This window comes from Prauserella sediminis, from assembly GCF_014195435.1.
Lineage (GTDB): Bacteria > Actinomycetota > Actinomycetes > Mycobacteriales > Pseudonocardiaceae > Prauserella > Prauserella salsuginis.
In genome coordinates, this window is sequence record NZ_JACIBS010000008.1 from 36,176 (window position 1) to 52,683 (window position 16,508).

Sequence of the window (16,508 nt, forward strand, 5' to 3'; positions counted from 1 at the left end):
CACCCGGCCTCATGCCCGGGCCGAGGTCAGCTGCTGTGCGATGTCGTCGGCGTAGGTGCCGACGCGGGCGTACACGCCTGGATTGTCCGGACGCGCGCAGCCGTTACCCCACGACACGACACCGGCCAGCCTGCCGTCGACGACCAGCGGGCCGCCCGAATCACCCTGACAGGCGTCGACGCCGCCCTCCGGGAAGCCGGCGCAAACCATTCCCTCGGGGTCGTACTCGGAGCCGTAGGACGCGGCGCAGTCCTCGTCCGAGGTCATCGGCACGGCGCCTTGGAGCAAGGTGTCCGACGAGGAACCACCTTCCGAAGTGGTGCCCCAACCCGCAACCGTCGCGTCGGTACCCGGCTCGTAGCTCGGATCGTCGGTGGCGGAGGCCAGTTCGATCGGTTCGGCGTCGGTCACCGGTGACGAGAGTGTCAGCACCGCGACATCGGCCCCGCTCGTGACACTGGTGTAGTCCGGGTGTACCCAGATGTCGCTGACCGGAGTCTCACTCCCCTCGTCGGTGGTCAGGTCGGTGCGACCGGTGACAGCCACGACGTCGGCCGGATCCTGGCCCTCGGCGCAGTGTGCCGCCGTGAGGACCTTGTCCTCGGCGATGAGCGAGCCGCCGCAGAACTGGAAACCCGAGGCGTCGGTGAGCGCGACCGCGTAGGGGAAATCGGCGATGTCGGCGGGCGACCCGCCGACGACGTTGGGCGTGACGCCGGTGGTCTCGTCGGCGTGCGCGACCGTGAACGAGCCGCAGACGACCGCCAGCGCCGCCACGCTCACGCCCGCGGCGCGGGCGAAGTTGCGTGCGTTTCGAGCCATGGGGAGCTACCTCCAATGTGGGAAAGTCACTGACCGCCCACCCATGGCAGCGCACCGCACCCGTGCCCGACAAGCGACGGAAGTACTGGCAAAAACCGGGTCTTGCCTCGCGGCGCGATCTGTGTTGTTCCTGGTCGCAGGGCGGATAATGCGCAGGTCCGCACCACCTACGGCCGTCGGTTCCTCCCGGCGGACACCCGCTCCCGCTCCTTGTCAGATCGTCACGAACGGTCCACACGTGTGGCCCCGGCACGGTGCGAAAGGCCCGTTCGCGGCACCCCGGACACGGCGGGCGCGGCGACGACGGAGGCCAAGAGCGCGGCACCGAGCGCACACCGCACCTCCCGCGGCCCGCGGCCTTCCGATGCGCCCCTGAGACGCGCCCCGAACTCGCCGCGGCCGCGCCTCACGACCGGTAGATCGCCTCGTAGAGCTCCCGGTTCGCGGCGTCGGCCGCGATGGCCCGCTCACGCCGGATCGCACGCGCCTGGCCGTAGGCGAAACCGTGCTTGGCGACGCGCAGTTCGACACTCTCGTCACCGTAGGCCTGGGAGTAGAACACGCCCACCACGATCGCCATCAGCGACAGGGACAGCCGCAGCCCCAACGGGCCCGGCAACAGCAACCACACGGACGCGAGCGGCACCAGATACACCAGGTTGCGCGCGGCGAGTCGCCAACGCCACGCCCGGCTCGTCGCGTCCTTCAGCACCCACGGAGCGAGGTCGGCCGGCAGCCGGCCACCCACCGAGTACCGGAGCCAGTGGATCGGACCGGGACGCACCTTCTCCTCGCTCGCCGCCATAATCGATAGGCTAACAGTTAATGCACTAACCGAACGGGGTGACGGTGATGACAGACATCGATCTGGGAGAGGATCCGCTAGCGCTGGAACGGCAGGTGTGCTTCGCCCTGTCGGTCGCGTCCCGGAGTGTCATCGGCGTCTACCGGCCGTTGCTCGAACCACACGGGCTCACGCATCCGCAGTACCTCGTGCTGCTCGCGCTGTGGGAACGGTCCCCTCGCTCCGTGCGCGACCTCGGCGAGACGTTGTGCTCCGAACCCGCCACGCTGTCGCCGTTGCTCAAACGTCTGGAGACGTTGGGCTACATCGCACGCAGGCGACGCGCAGGCGACGAGCGCACCCTCGAGGTATCACTGACCGATGCGGGGCAACGGCTCCGCACCGAGGCCGAGCACATCCCGTACCGCGTCGTCGAACGCCTGGGACTCGACGTCGCGGAGCTCGAGCGGCTCAACGGCGCCCTGCACCGTGTGATCGAGGCCGCGCGTCACTGAGCGGCGGGCCACCGTGAGCGGGCGGGCCACCGTGAGCGGGCGGGCCACCGTGAGCGGGCGGTGCGGCCGGGGCGTTCGCCCGCCGCACCGCGGCGCCCAGCTTGCCGATGCCGTAGAGCACGTAGCCGGCAGCGACCACCGCGATCAGCAACACGGCGATCATGCCGGCGAACTCGTCGTCACCGGGGTCCAGGAACCCGTAGATGCTCAGCCCCGCGGCGAGGTAGTACACGAGGTAGGCCAGCGGGAACGCGATCCACGTCAGTGGGTGCCACCACCGCGTGTCGGCCTGATTCCGGCCCACGGCACACCAGTCCACGAGCACCAGCAGCGGCGTCACGATGTGCTCGAACGGCAGATAATCCGGATCGCCGCCCATGAGCCCGAAGAACGCACCCGCGACGAGGAGCAACAGCACGGTCGTGGCGCCGCGCAACCAGGGACTGCGCGGCTCGTGCCGCCTGCCTGCCGTGAACAGCGGATACGCCAGCAGTCCGAGGTAGACGATGCCCGCGAGCAGGCTGGCGAGCTGGCTCAGTGCCTCGAAGTTCTCGCTCCAGCCGGTCGCGTCGCCGACCCCGTACAGGGCACACGCGGCGACAACGAGCCGCCACACGCTGACCCCGGCCAGCACACCGGGGTGCACCCGCCGGGGCTGCGGCGCGCCGTACGACGGCTGCGCCGGCTGCCCTTGCGGGGCCTGGTATCCGGGCGGCGGATAGCCCGGCGGCGGAGGATGCGCCCCCTGCGGAGCCCCTGGCACCCGCGGCGGCTGTGACCCCGCTGCCGGCTGCGGCGGCCCCTGTCCCGGTGACACAGGCTCCGGCGGCCCCGGCGGAGGCGACCACTGTGACGACTGTCCGTGCGATGGCTGTCCGTGGGACAGCCGATCCTGCGGAGCCTGCTGTCGCGGGTCGCCGTACGGCTGCTGAGACCGCGGGCCCTGCGCAGGCCCCTGGGGTGTCCGCCCTGCCATGCGCGTCATCCTGACAGAGCCGCTCCGGCCGCAGTGACTCTTTCCGGGAGACGCGAACGGGCACCGTCTGCCGCCAGGCGGCGGCGCGGCAGACGGTGCCCGGGGTCGCGCTGCTCAGACCGTGGCGTTGGTCAGGTAGCGCGCGTACGCACCCGTGGTGACGAAGCCCGGCAGCTTCTCCCCGAGCGCGGTCTCGACGAAGAGCTCACGCGCGTCGGACAGCCGGGTCTCATCCCCAAGATCGGCACGCACCGCGGCGAGTTCCTCGTCGAGCCATTCGGTGACCAGCTCACGCGTGACGACCGTGCCGTCGGTGAGCTTGGTGTCGTGGCGGATCCACTGCCACACCTGGCAGCGGGCGATCTCCGCCGTGGCGGCGTCCTCCATCAGCCCGTGGATGGCCGCGGCGCCGGTGCCGCGCAGCCACGCGTCGAGGTACCGGAGCGTGACGTTGATGTTGCCGCGCACACCCTCCTCGGTCACCTCGCCGCCCGCGCTGGCGACGTCCAGCAGGTCCGCCGCGGTGACGTCGACGTCGTCGCGCCGCACGGCGAGCTGGTTCGGCTCGTCGCCGAGGACGGCGTCGAACGTTTCGCGGCAGGTCTCCACCAAACCGGGGTGGGCGACCCACGAACCGTCGAACCCGTCCGCGGCCTCACGCTGCTTGTCCTGACGGACCTTCTCCAGCGCGACGGCATTGGCCTCGGCGTCCTTGCTCGGCACGAACGCGGCCATACCGCCGATCGCGTGGGCCCCGCGCCGGTGACAGGTCTGGACCAGCCGCTCGGTGTAGGCACGCATGAACGGGACCGTCATGGTGACGTCGCCGCGGTCGGGCAGGACGAAGTCCGCACCGGCGTCGCCGAAGGTCTTGATCATCGAGAAGATGTAGTCCCAGCGGCCGGCGTTGAGCCCGGCGGCGTGCTCTCGCAGTTCGTAGAGGATCTCGTCCATCTCGAACGCCGCGGTGATCGTCTCGATCAGCACGGTCGCCCGAATCGTGCCCTGGGGCAGGCCGATCTCCCGCTGCGCCATGCGGAACACGTCGTTCCACAGCCGCGCCTCGCGGTGGCTCTCGAGCTTCGGCAGGTAGAAGTACGGTCCGAGTCCCTTCGCCACGAGCCGCTTGGCGTTGTGGAAGAAGTACAGGCCGAAGTCGAACAGGCTCGCCGACACCGGCCGCCCGTCGATGCGGACGTGCTTCTCCACGAGGTGCCAGCCGCGCGGCCGGACGACGGGCGTGGCCGGGTCCTCGCCGATCGTGTAGTGCTTGCCGCCCGATTCGAAGTCGATGTCCCGGCGGATCGCGTCGTAGAGGTTCAGCTGGCCGCCGACCACGTTCTCCCAGGTGGGCGACGTGGCGTCCTCGAAGTCGGCCAGCCACACCTTCGCACCCGAGTTGAGGGCGTTCACGGTCATCCTGCGGTCGACCGGGCCGGTGATCTCCACTCGGCGGTCCTCCAGCCCCGGGGCCGGCAACGCCACCTGCCAGGAGGCGTCGTCACGGATCGCGGCGGTCTCGGGCAGGAAGTCGAGCTGCTCCTCACCTGCGGCGATCCGCTCGCGGCGGTGGCGCCGCACGTCGAGCAGTTCACGGCGGCGCTCGGCGAAGGCGTTGTCGAGCTTCGCCACGAACGCGAGCGCGGCGGGGGTGAGGATCTCGTCGTAGCGACCTGCGGCCTCGCCGGTGACGGTCAGCCTGTGGTCGAACCTGTCAGCCATGATCGGACCCCTCTCGGGCGGGCACTCCGGGCGGCGGGCGCTGCGGAGTGGTCGGGAAAGCGGGTGGGCCGGCCCGGTGGATGTGACCGGCCCACCCGCTATGGGGGTGTCACGGCATGAGCGCTACGCAACGGGCCGTGACACGGTGTTTTCTCAGAACTGCGCTTCCTCGGTGGAACCGGTCAGCGCCGTGGTGGAGCTCTCCGGGTTCAGGGCGGTCGACACGAGGTCGAACCAGCCGGTGCCGACCTCACGCTGGTGCTTGGTGGCGGTGTAACCCCGGTCCTCCGAGGCGAACTCGCGCTCCTGCAGGTCCACGTAGGCGGTCATGCCGTTGCGGGCGTAGCCGTGGGCCAGGTCGAACATCGAGTAGTTCAGCGCGTGGAAGCCGGCCAGCGTGATGAACTGGAACTTGAAGCCCATGGCGCCGAGCTCACGCTGGAAGCGCGCGATCGTGTCGGCGTCGAGGTGCTTGCTCCAGTTGAACGACGGCGAGCAGTTGTAGGCGAGCATCTGGTCCGGGTACTCGGCCTTGACCGCCTCGGCGAACTTGCGGGCCACCTCGAGGTCCGGCGTGCCGGTCTCCATCCAGATGAGGTCGGAGTACGGCGCGTAGGCCTTGGCACGCTCGATGCAGGGCTCGATGCCGTTGCGGACCTTGTAGAAACCCTCGGACGTGCGCTCGCCGGTCAGGAACTGCTGGTCGCGCTCGTCGACGTCGCTGGTCATCAGCGTCGCGGCCTCGGCGTCGGTGCGGGCGATGATGAGCGAAGGAACGTCCATCACGTCGGAGGCCAGCCGGGCGGCGTTCAGCGTCCGCTCGTGCTGCTTCGTCGGGATGAGGACCTTGCCGCCCAGGTGACCGCACTTCTTCTCGGAGGCCAGCTGGTCCTCCCAGTGCACGCCCGCGGCGCCGGCGTTGATCATGCCCTTCATCAGCTCGAACGCGTTGAGCGGGCCACCGAAGCCCGCCTCGGCGTCGGCGACGATCGGGGCGTACCAGTCGATGTCGGTGTTGCCCTCGGACCAGGCGATCTGGTCGGCGCGGCCCAGCGCGTTGTTGATGCGGCGCACGACGGCCGGGACCGAGTTGGCCGGGTACAGGCTCTGGTCGGGGTAGGTCTGGCCGGACAGGTTGGCGTCGGCCGCGACCTGCCAACCGGACAGGTAGATCGCCTTGAGGCCGGCACGCACCTGCTGGACGGCCTGGTTACCGGTCAGCGCACCGAGGGCGTGCACGTAGTCCTCGGTGTGCAGCAGGTCCCACAGCTTCTCGGCACCACGGCGCGCGAGGGTGTTCTCCTCGACCACGCTGCCGCGCAGCTTGGCGACGTCCTCCGCGGTGTAGGCGCGCTCGACATCCTTCCAACGGGGGTCGTTGTCCCACTTCTTCTTCAGCTCCGCGGCCGTCTGCTCCAGGTTCTGTGCCATCGAACTCTCCACCTTTGCGAACTTTGCGATTGACTCGCTGTGTAGATCGACCATGACATGCGCTGCGAAAACTCGGCCACATCTCCAATTTGCAAATTTCTGCAAAATTTCCGTAGGATGTTGCGAAGGTTGCGAACACGGCATTCGCACGAACGGGAAAAGACGGCGACTGAACCGGTTACTTGACCGTTTCGGTACGAAAGATCTACGGGACGTGATGCTGCGATGGACAAGACTTTCGCCGGGGGCAAGCTGCGCCATCTGAGGGAAAGCCGCTCGATGAGCCAGGCGGACATGGCCAGACTGCTCGACATCTCGCCCAGCTACCTCAACCAGATCGAGCACAACTCCCGTCCGCTGACCGTTCCGGTGCTGCTGCGGATCACCGAGGCGTTCGGCGTCGACACCGAGTTCTTCTCCAACACCGACACCGCGCGCCTGGTCGCGGACGTGAAGGAGGCGCTGCTCGACGAGGCGGTCGGCATCGAGGCCACGACCGGCGAACTCAACGAGCTCGCCTCCAACCTGCCGCACGTGGCATCCGCCCTGGTCAAGCTGCACCGCAACTACCGCAACGCCGTGGAGACCACCGCCGCGCTGGTCACCGAGAACGGCATGGGCCAGCACGGCAGCGCCGCCGCTCCCCTGCCCCACGAGGAGGTGCGCGACTTCTTCTACGAACGGGAGAACTACGTCGGCGAGCTCGACGAACGCGCCGAGCGCATGGCCGCCGACATGGGCCTGCGCAGGGGCGAGACGGTGCACCGGACCCTGCTGGACCGGCTCACCGACCACTACGGCGTGCAGGTCACCGGCGACGGCATCGACGAGGCTGCAGGTCAGCAGCACCGCTACGAGCCGGATGCGAAAGTGCTGCGCCTTGCCCCGAGCCTGCGCATCGGTCAGCGGGCGTTCCGCATGGCCTCGCAGATCGCGCTGCTCGAGTACGACGACCTGATCACCGAACTGGCCGACTCGTGGGCGTTCTCCGGCCCCGCCGCGCGCTCGCTGGCGCGCGTGGGACTGGCCAACTACTTCGCGGGTGCGCTGATCCTGCCCTACGGGCCGTTCCTGTCGATGGCCGAGAAGTACCGCTACGACATCGAGCGGCTGTGCGACGAGTTCGGCGTGGGGTTCGAGACGGTGTGTCACCGGCTGTCGACGATGCAGCGGCCGAAGGCGCGCGGCGTGCCGTTCTCGTTCGTGCGCGTCGACCGGGCCGGCAACATGTCGAAGCGGCAGTCCGCGGCCGGGTTCCACTTCTCCCGGGTGGGCGGCGCGTGCCCGCTGTGGAACATCTACGAGGCGTTCACCTCCCCGGGCAAGGTCATCACCCAGGTGGCGACGCTGCCGGACGGCAAGAGTTACTTCTGGATCGCGCGCACGATCTCGCGCAACGTGGGCGGCTACGCGAGTCCCGGCAAGACGTTCTCGGTCGGCCTCGGCTGCGAACTCCGGCACGCCCGGCGGCTGGTGTACTCGGCCGGCCTCGACCTCGACGACCGCACCGCGGCCACGCCGATCGGCATGGGCTGCAAGGTGTGTGAACGTCCCGCCTGCCCGCAGCGGGCGTTCCCCCACATCGGCAAGCAACTCACGGTCGACGAGAACACCAGCACGTTCGTCCCCTACCCGGCGGTGCCGAAACCCGAGGAGTGACGGCGGAGAACTGACTGTCCGGCGACTGACCGCCCGCCGTCGCAGGGCGGCAGCCGGACCGTGCGGCCCTGCGACTGCCGGCCGGCCCGCCCCGGCGCCGGTGCCGGTGCCGGACCCTCGACGCGACAGCGAGCAGCGCGACAGCGAGCAGGGCGGCGGTCGCCGATGCGGTTCACGCGGCGAAGGTTCTGCGGTAGGCGGTCGGTGTGAGACCGGTGTGCTCGGCGAGGCGGTTGCGGAGGTTGGCCGCCGTGCCCAGGCCGCTCTGGTCCGCGACCTGGTCGACGGACAGGTCGGTCCGTTCGAGGAGCCGCCGAGCGTGCTCGACACGGACCGTGGTCAGCCATTGGATCGGAGTGCAGCCGAGTTCGGCACGGAATCGCCGGTGCAGGGTCGCCGGGCTCATGGCCGCCCGTGCGGCGATGTCCGCGACCGAGATGGGCCCGGTCGCGTGGTGTTCGGCCCAGCGCAGGGCGGCGGTGAGGGGACTTTCGGCTTCCGTGGGGATGGGGCGTTCGATGAACTGCCGCTGCCCACCGGGCCGGTGTCCCGGAAACACGAGACGGCGTGCGACCGCCGCACCGATCTCCGCGCCGTGATCGCGGCGCACCACGTGCAGAGCCAGGTCGAGGGCGGCGGCGCTGCCCGCCGAGGTGAGGACGTCGCCGTCGTCGACGAAGAGGACGGCGTCGTCGACGCACACGTGTGGGTACCGGGCGCGGAACTCCTCGGCCCACTGCCAGTGCATCGTGACGCGGCGCCCGTTCAGTACGCCCGCCTCGGCGAGGGTGAACGCACCGGTGCACATCCCGATCATGCGGGAGCCCCGGTCATGCGCCCGCGCGATCGCGCGGAGCACGTCGGGGTGGTGCGGCGCCGCGGTGTCGGGCCGATTCGGGACGATCACCGTATCCGCGTGCTGCAGCGCCGACAGGCTCGCGACACCGGTCATGGCGAACAAGCCCTGTCGCATCGTCACCCTCGGCTCGCGCGCACACAGCCGCACGTCGTAGAGCAGCCCGCCGATCTCTGGCCGGTCGATGCCGAGGACCTCCGTCAGACACGCCACCTCGAACGGGTTCGAGCCCACGTCGATCAGAGCGACCACGGTGCGGCGCTGCGAGGAATGTTGCGACATACGTCATTCCTTGCACTGTCGGGCGAGACGCGCAAGACTCCAGGATCGGGATATGACGCATGCGACCGCGAACATCGACACCGCCCTGGCGTCGTTCCAGGAGCCGTGGAGTCCCCGCATCCTCACCCGGGTCAACGACTACGACGTCCGCCTGGCGAAGCTGGAGGGTGCATTCGTGTGGCATTCCCACCCGGACACCGACGAGCTGTTCGTCGTCCTCGATGGCAGTCTCGACATCCACCTCCGGGAATCCGGCACGGAGACCGTCGTGCACCTCGGTCGCCACGACGTCTTCGTCGTCCCACGCGGTGTCGAGCACTGCCCGGAGTCGGCGGAGGGTGCGGCGGTGATGCTGCTCGAGCCGACCGGGACGCTCAGCACCGGCGATTACGACGGGGGCATCCCCGACCACATCACCTCGACGACGGGCCTGCCCGCGTAGACCCCGCGGACCTGCCGGGACGTGTCGACCAGGCGCGATCGCCCGGGCGACGGGCCGACCGGCGGCCTGCACGGGCGGCCTGCACGGGCGCCGAGCCGGGACGACGCCGAGGACGGCCCGGGTTCCCGGACCGTCCTCGGCGTCGTGGAGACCGGCTTACGGCTCGGCGACGGTGCGGGCCGTGTCCCCGATGCTCGGACCGCGCGGCGGGATCGCGTCGTAGGCGGCCGGATCCAGGTTGTCCACCTGACCGCTCGACAGCGACGACAACATTCCGTCGAGTCCCGTGTAGACGGTGCGCACGAGCTGTTCGCGGTACTTCTGGCCGAGCGTCTGGGTCTGTCCCCGTACCTCGAACAGGACCGCGCCACTGCCGTTCAGGGCGAACGATCCCAAGCCCGTCCCCGGCAGGTTGATGTCCTGCGGGTACAGGGTGATGTTGCCGAACAGCGGGTTGTGGTTCGCCTTGGCCTGCAATGCGTTGTAGGCCGCGACGTTGAGCTGCTTCGCGTAGTCGAGGTCGTATTCGTCGGCGTACTGCTGATAACCCGGTGTGGCGGCCGGGTCGTCGACGAACTTGCCGGACAGCGACATCGTCACGAACCGGTCCGGGTCGTCCGGCATCACGTAGCACGCGCCCTGGTGGTGCAGATCGACGTACGTGTCGACCGTGCCGAACTCCTCCTCCAGTCCGACGTAGACGTCGCGGACGGCGCGCGTCTCCGGGGAGAGGTACCAACCGGTGTCGGCGGAGGTTCCGGGGAAGTCCGCGGCCTTCGGCTCGTACGATAGGTCGGGGTTGTAGTCACGGTTGATGTCGAAACCGGGCCGCTGCGAGTAGTCGTCACCCTGGCGCTGACCGGTGTAGTAGTTCCACGCCGGGTCGGCATCGGCGAGCTGCGGGTACCGCTGGACGACCTCGTCCCACGTCATGTCGTTGCCGCGCCGGTCGAGTTCCGCGGCGTCCGGGTTCATCTTCGGGACCGCCACGATCGTCAGCTCGTCGCGCCAGCGCTCGGCCTTCGGGCTGTCGCTGGTCCCGACGAACTCGAGCAGCCGCAGCAACGCGTCGGTGCCGGTCTTCTCGTTACCGTGGATCTCGCTGGTCAGCAGGACGGCCTTGGGGCCGTGTCCCGCGCGGGCCGACCAGATCTCGCGGTCGCGGTTGCTCCGGCCGATCTCGTCGACGTCGATCGTGCCGCCGGACACCCGCTCGAGGCGCTGCAGTTCGATGCCGAGTTCCCGGTGATCGGTGAACTCGTGGACGGGCAGATCCTGCGGTTCGTCACTGCACTTCTGGGCAGCGGGTGCGCCCGTGGCCGGCTGCTGGGCCGTCGCCGGCACGGCGGCGACGAGCGACAACACGGCGGCACCGGCGACGACGGCCGCCAGCGAACGTTTCGGTCTGAACACGGCACTCCTCATGTGTCGGCGGGTCCCGCAGGACTCCGCGGGGTCGGCACAGAAATGTCGTGGTGGCGCCACCGCGAAAGTTAGTTATAACAGCTAAACACCGGATGGGCCGCACCGCCGAACGGGTGGACATCTCGCGTCGTGTCACCGACTGCAGCGAGGACGGTCGGTGGCCACACCGTGGACACTGACCGTCACCGCGGACAGCGACCCGTTACCGGACGGGACGACGGTGCCCTCCCCCGAGGACGGACTCAGGACTCGTCGAGAGTCTGCTGCAGCGCTTCGTTGGCTTTGCGCGCCATGTCTTTGACCGCCTCGCGGCGCTCGGCGTCGGCCTCGTAGTCGGCCCTGCGGTCGCGCACGACCCGCGCGGGCGCGCCGACGGCGATACCGAAGTCCTGGATGTCGCCGCGGACCACGGCGTGCGCACCGAGCACGCAGCCGCGCCCGACGCGGGTTCCTTTGAGGACCGACACCTTGGTGCCGATCCAGGTGTCGGGCCCGATCCGCACCGGCGCCTTGACGATGCCCTGGTCCTTGATCGGCAGGTTGATGTCGGTGGTCACGTGGTCGAAGTCGGTGACGTACACCCAGTCGGCGATGATCGAGGAGCCGCCGATCTCGATGTCCAGGTAGCCGTTGAGCACGTTCTGTCTGCCGAATACGGTCTTGTCCCCGATGCGCAGCGATCCCTCGTGGCAGCGGATCGCGTTGCCGTCGCCGATGTGCACCCACCTGCCGATCTCCATGCGCCCGTAACCGGGGCGCGCGTGGATCTCGACGTTCTTGCCGAGGAACACCATGCCGCGCAGCACGATGTGGGGATTCGCGATGCGGAACTTCAACAGTCGCCAGTACCGGACGAGGTACCAGGGCGTGTACGCACGGTTGCGCAGCACCCAGCGCAGCGACTCCTTCGTCAGGAACCGGGCCTGACCGGGATCGTTGCGGACCCGTCGCCAGGCCTGGACGCGGTGCAGCACGGGCGAACCCCACATCGACGTCATGCCCCGGAGAGTAGCTGTGCCACGCGGCGTCTCCCGCCGGGAGGTGGCCGGGAGCGTGACCGGCTCGGCTCGGCATACGACGGCTCCGGCCCGAGCAGCGACGCCGCGCACTCCCCCATCACGGAGTCCCGCCACGGGACGCCGGAGGACTCGTCCGCCCGCTGTCCGTGGCACGTGCTGACCGGGTTACCGGGGTGGCGCAACGGGATGGCCGCAGCGGGGTGGGCGCAGCGGGGTGGCGAGAGGCCTTGGGGCGCGAGGAACCCGGCCGGGCAAACCTACGATCCCGACTTCTTCTGAGCGGCGACCGCGGCCCCGATGAGCACACCCGCGCCTGCCAGTAGCACGAAAGCGCCGACGATCATCGCGACTTCCACCGACATCAGCAGGTCGAGTGCCGCGGCCAGTCCACCCAGCAGCGCCGCGACACAGCCGAGGCAGGCGGCAAGGGGACCGAACGCCTTGGGGTTCATACCGGGACCGTACCGAGCCTCCGGCCGGCGGACATGCCCCGGCCGGTTCCGGCAGGGCCTCCGCCCGCACAGCCTCCGCCCTGGCGGTGAGTCGGAGGGTGCGACCTCGGTCGGCACAGAACCCGCTGCGCAGCGTACGACTCGAGTTCCCCTGCCCGCTTCGACTCGAGCATCCGCGGCATCCGCCGCGTCAGGTCCACCGCATGCCGGCTCCGCGGCCGGGCCGCCGCCACGGCCGTATCGACACTCCCCGCGGCCGTAACCTGGCGGTGAAGAACCGAACGGCGAGGAGTGGACGTGGCACGGAAGCTGATCATCGACACCGACCCCGGCGTGGACGACGCGTTCGCCCTCGCCCTGGCCGCCCTCAGCAGCGAGGTCGACCTGTTGGGCGTGACCACGGTCCACGGCAACGTCCCGCTGTCGGCGACGACGATCAACGCCCGTCGCATCCTGGCGCTGTGCAAGCGGGCCGACGTGCCCGTCGCGGCGGGCGCTGCCCGGCCGCTGGTCCACCGTCGCAGGAAGGAGGCGGGTGAGGTCCACGGCGCCGACGGACTGTCCGGCCGGTCGGCGGCACTGCCCGAGCCGTCCCGGCCGCTCGACGAGCGCGACGCCGTCACTCTCCTGGCCGACCTGTTGGAGGCCGCCGACGAGCCGGTGACGATCGCCCCGATCGGCCCGCTCACCAACATCGCCGCGCTGCTGGCCGCACATCCGGCCGCTGCGGCCAAGATCGAGCGGATCGTGATCATGGGCGGCGCTCTCGGCCACGGCAACACCACGGCCGCCGCCGAGTTCAACATTTGGAGCGACCCCGAGGCCGCCCAGCGCGTGCTGGCCGGCGATGACGCCCCGTGCGTGCTCGTTCCGATGGACCTGACCTACCGCTGTGCCGTCGGCGCGGCGTGGCTCGACGAACTGGACTCGTCCGGACCGATCGGCGCAGCCTTGCACGCCCTCACCCCGGACTACCGCGAGCACTACCGCGGGGCGCTCGGCTGGGACGGCATGGTGATCCACGACGCGGTCGCCGTCGCCGAGGCGATCCGGCCGGGCACGCTGCGGACCGACCGCGTTCCGGTGCAGGTCGAGTGCTCGTTCGGCCCTGGCCGCGGCGCCACGCACGCCGACCGCCGCCTGCCGGCGCTGCGCGCCTCCACCGACGCTCCCGACGCGGCGTCGGACGTCGACGTCGCGGTGGACACCGATCTGGACGCACTTCGCGCACTGCTGCTCGACGGATTGCGCTGACCTCGACCGTGCCTCGCACCGCGGCGCTCCGTATCCTCTGAGCCATGACTTCGGGGGAGACCGAGACAGCGTCGTCCACGGCACCGGCGTCCGGATCGCCGGCCTCGCTCGGCCGGCGTCGCTTCGCCACGCTGCTGGCGCTCGCGACCGCGGTAGTACTGGCGGCCGGTGTCATCACGGCGGTCCAGTTGTCGCCCGACCCCTCGGCGGACACCGGTGCCGCGGCAGCGGCGGCCGACGGTGCCGCCGCCGGCGGGCAGCCGGCCGAGTCCGGCGGGATGTCTCCGTCCCGGCGGACCCCGCAGCCCGAACCCGCACCGGAGGATGCGACCTCCCGCCCCGCCCAGCGCGTACCGCAGGAACAGGGGGCCCGGTTCGAGGCGTGGGTCGACGAGGTCGCGGGCTGGCTCGACATCCCGCGGCGTGCCATGCACGCCTACGCGACGGCGACCGTTCGCTTGGAGCAGGAGCAACCGGGATGCAACCTCTCGTGGGTCACGCTCGCCGGGATCGGGCGCACCACGAGCGACCACGGCCGTGAGGGCGACCGTCAGCTCACGCGCGACGGCAGGCCCACCTCCCCCATCGGCACCATCGAGCTGCGCAACTTCGCGGGCGACGTGATCTCGCGAGCGGGCGCCGAAGGGCCGCTGCAGCTCTCCCCCGCCGCGTGGCAGCGGTGGGCGGCGACCGCATCGGGCGACGCTCCGAACATCCAGGACATCGACGACGCGGCGCTCACCGCGGGACGGGCGCTGTGCGACGGCGGACGCGACCTCGATCAGGGCCAGCAGTGGCTCGCGGGCGTGTCCGCGCTGCACGACGAACCGCTGTTCCTGCACCGCGTGCTGGCCACGGCCAACGTCTACGGCACGGTGGGTATGTCCGACGAGCCGCCCAACAAGAAGGTCCTGCAGGCCGTCACGTTCGCCATCGAGAAGATCGGCCTGCCGTACGTGTGGGGCGGCAACGGCACCGAACAGGGCGATGCCGGATTCGACTGTTCCGGGCTGACGACCGCCGCGTACGGCAAGGCGGGAGTGTCACTGGAACGCACGGCGCACTGGCAGTACTCGTCGCTGCCGATCATCGGCCCGGACGAGGAGCCCAGACTGGGCGATCTGGTGTTCTTCGGCGACCCGAACACGAAGATCCACCACGTCGGCATGTACATCGGCAACCAGCAGATGATCGACGCGCCGACCTTCGGGCAGGCCGTGCAGGTGCACAACTACCGCAAACCGGGTGACTCCTACGCGGGCGCCGGACGGCCGGTGGCCTGACCCCCGCGAGCCCGGTACGAACCAGCGGGCTCGTCCGGCATCGTGGGCACGCCCGAGAGGTCCGGTAAAGACGCCGTGGCGCGACCGGCATCTCCACGATCGCGAATCCGGCGAAGGCTACTACCGCAAATGCCTTCGACTACGACGCCGTGATCAGGCTCCTGCTGGATCCGGCGGGCCCACAGGAGTCGGGCGCATGCGCACTCTGCAGCATCGATCCGTTGACTCAGGTGGACCACTCGTCCGCGATCACTTTCGCCGAACCGCACGCCGTGCTCACCGTCGACGGCGTGTTCGCATTCCGGCCTGAGTTCAGGCGAGTACCGGGACGCCCGGATCCGGCTGGACGTCGACCCGGAGCTGTCCGGCCGAAGACGAACCGAACGCGACCAGGATTGGGCCGGCTCCGACGCCGAAGCCCCGCACCGCCGACCGCTACCCGGTCGCCGAACAGCTCTACATCGCCGAGGTCGATCCGGACGGAGCAGTACCGAACGGGGCAGCACCGGTCGATCCCACGGCGAGCACATCGCCAAGAGTGGACCACCGCGTCACTCGAGAGGGAACGCGGCGGAATTCCCATACCCACACCGCACCGATTGCGTGACCATGGAGACCATGACTGATTCCTTCCGCACGCCCGCCGGCATCACGCTCGGGCTCGAGCACTTCGGCGATGCCGCCGCGCCCCTCGTGCTGCTCGTGGGCGGCCCGACGATGCTGTCGTGGCCGGATGCGCTGTGCGAGGCGCTGGCCCGCCGGGGACGGCACGTCGTGCGCTACGACCTGCGTGACACGGGCGCGTCGACGACCGTCGACCCGGAATCGCCTGCCTACACGCTGCGCGACCTGGCCAACGACGCGGCGGCGCTCGCGCGCGGGCTCGACGACCTGCCCGCGCATCTGGCAGGCATCGGCATCGGCGGCATGGTCGCCCAGGTCGCGGCGCTCGACCATCCCGACGCGTTCTCGGCGCTCACCCTCGCGGGCACCCGGCCCGTCGCGCCGGGCCCGGTCGACGCCGACCTGCCCGACCACGACACCCACACCATGGAGCGCATGTTCGCGCTCCCCATGCCCGACTGGTCCGATCGCGACGCCGTGGTGGAGTTCGCCGCCGCGAAGGCCGAGATCCTCGGCGACGACCCCGCCGCGGCACGCGCCACCGCCGCGCGCATCTTCGATCGCACACCGTCGGCCGATCCCGCCGCCGGCGGGGCCAACCAGCTGGGCATGGTGTTCGCCGCACTGGACTGCACCCCGCGCTGGCGGGAGCGGCTCGCCGAGCTGGCGGTGCCGACACTCGTCGTGCACGGCCGCCGCGACCCGTTCTTCCCGGTCGGCAACGGGGAAGCACTCGCCCGTGAGATCCCCGACGCCCGGCTGCACGTACTCGACCAGGCCGCGACCGACCTTCCCGCCGATCTCGCCGAGGAGGTCGCCGACGCCATGATCGCGCGGTAGACGTGCGGCGCCGCGCGTGGGCGGGCTCGGCTCGGCCGGTGCCCCGCGTGCCGGGAGTCTCAACGCCACATCGACGAGGCCGAGCCCCGCCATGAGTTGAGACGCGTGACAGCACGGAACAT

The 16,508-nt window shown here is 70.1% G+C and carries 15 protein-coding genes; 6 read left to right on the plus strand and 9 right to left on the minus strand.

Annotated features, from left to right (window positions below; genetic code table 11):
* Positions 1 to 9 precede the first annotated feature (9 nt).
* Together FB384_RS23695 and FB384_RS23700 are read right to left on the minus strand one after the other, a co-directional pair.
* On the minus strand, positions 10 to 822 hold the full coding sequence (locus FB384_RS23695) for a S1 family peptidase (protein ID WP_183787058.1): 813 nt from the start codon (positions 820 to 822) through the stop codon (positions 10 to 12).
* A 406-nt stretch (positions 823 to 1,228) separates the two neighbouring features.
* Positions 1,229 to 1,627 (minus strand): DUF5313 family protein, encoded by a 399-nt coding sequence (locus FB384_RS23700; protein WP_183787059.1) that lies wholly within the window; start codon positions 1,625 to 1,627, stop codon positions 1,229 to 1,231.
* Between the two features lie 47 nt (positions 1,628 to 1,674).
* Here FB384_RS23700 and FB384_RS23705 point away from each other — a divergent pair, with 47 nt between their 5' ends.
* Complete coding sequence (locus tag FB384_RS23705; RefSeq protein ID WP_183787060.1) at positions 1,675 to 2,121, plus strand: MarR family winged helix-turn-helix transcriptional regulator; 447 nt, start codon at positions 1,675 to 1,677, stop codon at positions 2,119 to 2,121.
* Here the strand turns inward: FB384_RS23705 and FB384_RS23710 are convergent.
* From FB384_RS23710 to aceA, 3 genes are all read right to left on the minus strand, one after another.
* The gene (locus tag FB384_RS23710) at positions 2,078 to 2,884 is read right to left on the minus strand and encodes a Pr6Pr family membrane protein (protein WP_183787061.1); all 807 of its coding nucleotides are present in this window, start codon (positions 2,882 to 2,884) and stop codon (positions 2,078 to 2,080) included. The genes FB384_RS23705 and FB384_RS23710 overlap by 44 nt on opposite strands.
* Before the next feature lie 327 nt (positions 2,885 to 3,211).
* Entirely contained in the window at positions 3,212 to 4,819 is a 1,608-nt protein-coding gene (aceB, locus tag FB384_RS23715; RefSeq protein WP_183787062.1) for a malate synthase A, read from the minus strand.
* A gap of 153 nt (positions 4,820 to 4,972) precedes the next feature.
* The gene (gene aceA, locus FB384_RS23720) at positions 4,973 to 6,250 is read right to left on the minus strand and encodes an isocitrate lyase (protein ID WP_183787063.1); all 1,278 of its coding nucleotides are present in this window, start codon (positions 6,248 to 6,250) and stop codon (positions 4,973 to 4,975) included.
* Positions 6,251 to 6,475: 225 nt separating this feature from the next.
* Here aceA and FB384_RS23725 point away from each other — a divergent pair, with 225 nt between their 5' ends.
* Positions 6,476 to 7,909, plus strand: a complete 1,434-nt coding sequence (locus tag FB384_RS23725; RefSeq protein WP_183787064.1) for a short-chain fatty acyl-CoA regulator family protein — start codon at positions 6,476 to 6,478, stop codon at positions 7,907 to 7,909.
* Between the two features lie 172 nt (positions 7,910 to 8,081).
* On the opposite strand, the gene FB384_RS23730 is transcribed toward FB384_RS23725, so the two are convergent.
* Positions 8,082 to 9,047, minus strand: a complete 966-nt coding sequence (locus FB384_RS23730) for a GlxA family transcriptional regulator (RefSeq protein ID WP_183787065.1) — start codon at positions 9,045 to 9,047, stop codon at positions 8,082 to 8,084.
* A 52-nt stretch (positions 9,048 to 9,099) separates the two neighbouring features.
* On the opposite strand from FB384_RS23730, the gene FB384_RS23735 reads away from it, so the two are divergent.
* On the plus strand, positions 9,100 to 9,489 hold the full coding sequence (locus FB384_RS23735) for a cupin domain-containing protein (protein ID WP_183787066.1): 390 nt from the start codon (positions 9,100 to 9,102) through the stop codon (positions 9,487 to 9,489).
* A 156-nt stretch (positions 9,490 to 9,645) separates the two neighbouring features.
* On the opposite strand, the gene FB384_RS23740 is transcribed toward FB384_RS23735, so the two are convergent.
* From FB384_RS23740 to FB384_RS23750, 3 genes are all read right to left on the minus strand, one after another.
* Positions 9,646 to 10,902, minus strand: coding sequence for a M14 family zinc carboxypeptidase (locus tag FB384_RS23740; RefSeq protein ID WP_407676109.1), 1,257 nt, complete (start codon positions 10,900 to 10,902; stop codon positions 9,646 to 9,648).
* 254 nt (positions 10,903 to 11,156) lie between these two features.
* Positions 11,157 to 11,912 (minus strand): acyltransferase, encoded by a 756-nt coding sequence (locus FB384_RS23745; RefSeq protein ID WP_183787068.1) that lies wholly within the window; start codon positions 11,910 to 11,912, stop codon positions 11,157 to 11,159.
* Positions 11,913 to 12,190: 278 nt separating this feature from the next.
* The gene (locus tag FB384_RS23750; protein WP_183787069.1) at positions 12,191 to 12,385 is read right to left on the minus strand and encodes a hypothetical protein; all 195 of its coding nucleotides are present in this window, start codon (positions 12,383 to 12,385) and stop codon (positions 12,191 to 12,193) included.
* A 297-nt stretch (positions 12,386 to 12,682) separates the two neighbouring features.
* Between FB384_RS23750 and FB384_RS23755 the strand changes: the two genes are divergently transcribed.
* The 3 genes from FB384_RS23755 (at position 12,683) to FB384_RS23765 (ending at position 16,386) form a co-directional block, all read left to right on the plus strand.
* The gene (locus FB384_RS23755; RefSeq protein ID WP_183787070.1) at positions 12,683 to 13,639 is read left to right on the plus strand and encodes a nucleoside hydrolase; all 957 of its coding nucleotides are present in this window, start codon (positions 12,683 to 12,685) and stop codon (positions 13,637 to 13,639) included.
* Between the two features lie 44 nt (positions 13,640 to 13,683).
* Complete coding sequence (locus FB384_RS23760; RefSeq protein WP_183787071.1) at positions 13,684 to 14,922, plus strand: C40 family peptidase; 1,239 nt, start codon at positions 13,684 to 13,686, stop codon at positions 14,920 to 14,922.
* A 618-nt stretch (positions 14,923 to 15,540) separates the two neighbouring features.
* On the plus strand, positions 15,541 to 16,386 hold the full coding sequence (locus tag FB384_RS23765) for an alpha/beta fold hydrolase (protein WP_228726648.1): 846 nt from the start codon (positions 15,541 to 15,543) through the stop codon (positions 16,384 to 16,386).
* Positions 16,387 to 16,508: the final 122 nt, after the last annotated feature.